Origin of the sequence: Globicatella sanguinis NBRC 15551, from assembly GCF_001552295.1 — a bacterium.
In the GTDB taxonomy this organism is placed as follows: domain Bacteria; phylum Bacillota; class Bacilli; order Lactobacillales; family Aerococcaceae; genus Globicatella; species Globicatella sanguinis.
Genome location: NZ_BCQX01000151.1, coordinates 1 through 4,300 on the forward strand (window position 1 = coordinate 1; position 4,300 = coordinate 4,300).

Sequence of the window (4,300 nt, forward strand, 5' to 3'; positions counted from 1 at the left end):
CTACTTCTGGTCCACTCCCAACTTTGCGGGGGTAGGCCGACGAAGCGAAAATCATTCAATTTTCTACTTCCAGTTCATTCCCCACGATAATGCCAAGTTCGCCCTATTAGTATAATCGAGAACGTACTAATAACTGTCAAGGAGTGTTATTTGGTAATATTCAACGATGATGCTATGTTTCACTTTATAGGGTAGGATGAAAGGTAATAATACAATACTTAAATTTATGAAGTACTGCTTGAGTTGAACTTAGGCAGTGCTTTTTTTAAGATGAAAGTTATAATAAAAACAAATCAATGATGGTTTGAATAAGATTAGTCCTAGAGAAATTAATGTTTTTGAAAGCATTTTATAGTGAATTATGTTAAAATATTGAATGAATGTGAGGTGTTGTTAGTGAAATATGGACAAATCGTCGTCGGTAAAATTACTGATGAGAATGAACAAGCTTTTTATGCACAGTATGAAGGGATTACCTTCGAATTAAATAAAAAAACAACCGAGGATACTTATACATTAGGAGAAACGGTTGAAGGGATGATTTATGAGAATCGCTTTAACCAAAAAGTGATGCAAACAGAATTACCTTTAATTCGACCAGGATATTATGGTTGGGGAACCGTCATCAGTGCTCGTAAGGATTTAGGTGTTTTTATCGATGTCGGATTGGAAGAAAAAGATGTCGTGATGTCACTGGATTATTTACCAGAAAATAAACAGTTATGGCCGAAGAAAGGCGATAAACTATATCTGACTTTCTTTGTAGATGACAAGAATCGTTTTTGGGGACAGTTTGCTGAAGTAGAACAATTTAATCAATTATTTAAAAAAGCACCAGAACGATTAATGAACCAAGAATTAAAGGTGACAATCTATCAAGTAAAATTAGCGGGTGCATTAGCCATTTCTGAAGAAGGATTTAGAGTGTTCATTCATGAGAGTGAACAAACGGAAACATTAAGATTAGGGCAAGAAGTCACTGTGCGTGTGGTGAATGTCGCACGAGACTGCTCTCTAAATGGTTCTATGCGTCCTCGTGCTCATGAAACGATTACCGATGATGCGCAAATGATTTTAGCTATTTTAGACAAAGTTCCTAATGGATTTTTAGCTTTGCATGATAAATCTGATCCAGAAGCGATTCAAGCACAATTAGGGATTAGTAAAGCACAATTTAAACGCGCCGTAGGTAATCTTTTAAAAAATAAAAAAATTAGACAAGAGAAAAATGAAGGAATTTATCGATTATAATGTTAAGTTCCTATATCGAAGATTTTAAGCGATACTTATTATTAGACCAGGCGCGTTCTAGTAATACAATTGAAAGTTATGGCCGTGACTTGCGAAAGTTTAATGAGTTTGTTAAAGCACAAAACATTGAGACGATGTCACAATTAAATAAGCCTTTAATTCAAAATTTTTTAGCACAGTTAAAAGCGGATCATTACTCAGCGAGTTCAACCAATCGCATGTTATCCAGTTTAAAACAATTTTTTAATTATTTGGTAATCGAAAAGGTCATCGAACAATCGCCGATGACCATGATTAAAAGTGCTAAAAAGCCCAAACGTCTACCTAAAGCACTTACGGTTAATGAAATTGATGATTTATTACAGGCCCCTGATTTAAGTACGACTTGGGGGATTCGTGATCGAGCTATTTTGGAAGTGATGTACGCGAGTGGCCTAAGAGTGAGTGAATTGACCCATTTATCGATGCGCCATTGTCATCTAGAGTTAGGCTTTATCCGAACGATTGGTAAAGGGAATAAAGAAAGAATCGTTCCGATAGGTGAAGAAGCAACCTATTGGATGCAACGCTATTTTGAAGAAGTTAGACCTGCATTTCAACGTAAAGGGAAACCAACGGATATTGTCTTTTTAACTGAGCGCGGTAAACCTTTTACTAGACAAGGTATTTGGAAAAACATTAAGAAATACGTAGCGCAAATAGGACTGGATAATGATGCCGTTTCACCACATGTTTTACGTCATTCATTTGCGACGCATTTATTAGAACATGGAGCCGATTTAAGGATGGTACAAGAATTATTAGGACATTCTGATATTTCTACCACTCAAATATATACCCATATTTCTAAAGCTCGTCTGCAAGAAGTATATCGGAAAGCTTTCCCACGTTCTTGATAACAGGTCAATCGCTTAATAGACATCCTATCGATATTAAATTAGATAACTATTAATTTAGATAACAAATGTAAATATTAATCATTTTAAAGAAAGAAGGAAGTTATATGACAAAATTTAATCGTATCCATCTCATTGTAATGGATTCAGTCGGAATCGGAGAAGCACCAGATGCTAAAGACTTTGGTGATGTGGGTGCTCATACATTAGGCAATATCGCTAAAACTGCAGGACTATCACTACCTCATTTAACTGAATTAGGTTTAGTCAATATCGAGCCCTTGCAAGGAATGAATCCAGTTGAACAAACGAAAGGATATTGGACTAAATTAGAAGAAATTTCTGCAGGGAAAGATACGATGACAGGTCACTGGGAAATTATGGGATTACATATTAAGACGCCTTTCCGTGTTTTCCCCGATGGATTCCCTCAAGAATTACTAGATAAAATTGAGGCTTTTTCTGGTCGTAAAATTGTTTGTAACTTACCATACTCTGGTACAGAGGTGCTAGAAGATTATGGTAAGCATCAAATGGAAACGGGTGACTTAATTGTTTATACTTCAGCTGATTCCGTATTACAAATAGCTGCTCATGAAGAAGTGATACCATTAGAAGAGTTATACCGTATTTGTGAGTATGCTCGTGAAATTACTTTAGAAGATCCTTATATGTTAGGCCGAATTATTGCACGTCCTTATGTTGGAGAACCAGGTAATTTTGTGCGGACAGCAAATCGTCATGACTACGCGTTGAGTCCATTTTCGGATACGACTTTAGATTTCTTAAAAAATGCAGGAAAAAGTGTTATTTCAGTAGGGAAGATTGCTGATATTTTTAATGAAAAAGGAATTACTGAAAGCAATCGTACGCAAAATAATATGGATGGTGTTGACACCTTATTACGTGTCATGGATCAAGATTTTACTGGCTTAAGTTTTACCAACTTAGTCGACTTTGATGCTGTCTATGGTCATCGTCGTAACCCAGAAGGCTATGCCCAAGCGTTAGAAGAATTTGATGCACGTCTTCCTGAAATTTATGAAAAAATGCAAGAAGACGACTTATTAATCATTACTGCCGACCATGGAAATGATCCAACCTTTACTGGTACCGACCATACCCGCGAGTATGTGCCAATTTTAGTTTATAGTCCATCATTAAAGGAACCAAAAGAATTACAAGCGACTCACTTTGCAGACATTGCAGCAACCATTTCTGATAATTTCGAGGTTGAATCAACCGGACTTGGCCAATCATTCTTATCTCAATTAATTTAGGAGGCATAATATGTTTAAAGAAACCACTCAATATTTAATTAATCAAGGTATTGTAGAGCCACAAATCGCATTAATTTTAGGTTCTGGGTTAGGTGAATTAGCGGATGAGATTGAAAACAAAATCGTCATTCCTTACGAAGATATTCCCAATTTCCCTGTTTCAACAGTAGCCGGTCATGCGGGTCAATTGGTATATGGTAAGTTAGAAGGTAAAAAAGTTATTGCATTACAAGGACGTTTTCATTATTACGAAGGCTATGATTTACAAACAGTCACTTATCCCGTGCGCATTTTCAAAGAATTAGGTTGTAAAACTGTGATTGTAACCAATGCAGCGGGTGGAGTGAATGAAAACTTTACGCCAGGGGACTTAATGATCATTACAGATCAATTAAACATCACCGGTGAAAATCCTTTAATTGGAGCAAATATTGAGGAGCATGGTCCCCGTTTTGTCGATATGTCTGAAGCTTATAGTAAAAGAGGTCAAGCTTTACTAAAAGAAGTGGCTCAAGAGATTGGGATTACTTTACAAGAAGGGGTTTATACTTGGTTTACAGGACCAACTTACGAAACACCAGCGGAAATTCGTTATGCACGTACTATCGGTGGGGATGCTGTTGGAATGTCAACGGTACCGGAAGTGATTGTAGCAAAACATTGTGGCATGGAAGTCATTGGGATTTCATGCATTACTAATTATGCTGCTGGTATGCAAGCAACTTTAAACCATGAAGAAGTGATGGAAAATTCACAAAAAGCGAAACCTAATTTCAAAAAGTTATTACGTGGTACCATCGCTCGCTTAGATTAAGGTGAGGAATCGGGTCTAAATGAACACTTATCTTCCTTATAAAACTAATTGTTCTTAGC

General features: G+C 36.5%; 4 protein-coding genes. All 4 read left to right on the plus strand.

Annotation, left to right across the window (positions count from 1 at the left end):
- Positions 1 to 396: 396 nt before the first annotated feature.
- The 4 genes from GSA01S_RS09460 (at position 397) to GSA01S_RS09475 (ending at position 4,241) form a co-directional block, all read left to right on the plus strand.
- Positions 397 to 1,251 (plus strand): CvfB family protein, encoded by an 855-nt coding sequence (locus GSA01S_RS09460; RefSeq protein ID WP_245631306.1) that lies wholly within the window; start codon positions 397 to 399, stop codon positions 1,249 to 1,251.
- On the plus strand, positions 1,251 to 2,147 hold the full coding sequence (gene xerD / locus GSA01S_RS09465; RefSeq protein ID WP_066126940.1) for a site-specific tyrosine recombinase XerD: 897 nt from the start codon (positions 1,251 to 1,253) through the stop codon (positions 2,145 to 2,147). The genes GSA01S_RS09460 and xerD overlap by 1 nt, the downstream gene beginning before the upstream one ends.
- Positions 2,148 to 2,254: 107 nt before the next feature.
- Positions 2,255 to 3,427 carry a phosphopentomutase gene (gene deoB, locus GSA01S_RS09470; RefSeq protein ID WP_066126941.1) on the plus strand — a complete coding sequence of 391 codons (1,173 nt, stop codon included), beginning with the start codon at positions 2,255 to 2,257 and terminating at the stop codon, positions 3,425 to 3,427.
- Between the two features lie 10 nt (positions 3,428 to 3,437).
- Complete coding sequence (locus GSA01S_RS09475) at positions 3,438 to 4,241, plus strand: purine-nucleoside phosphorylase (protein WP_066126942.1); 804 nt, start codon at positions 3,438 to 3,440, stop codon at positions 4,239 to 4,241.
- Positions 4,242 to 4,300 lie beyond the last annotated feature (59 nt).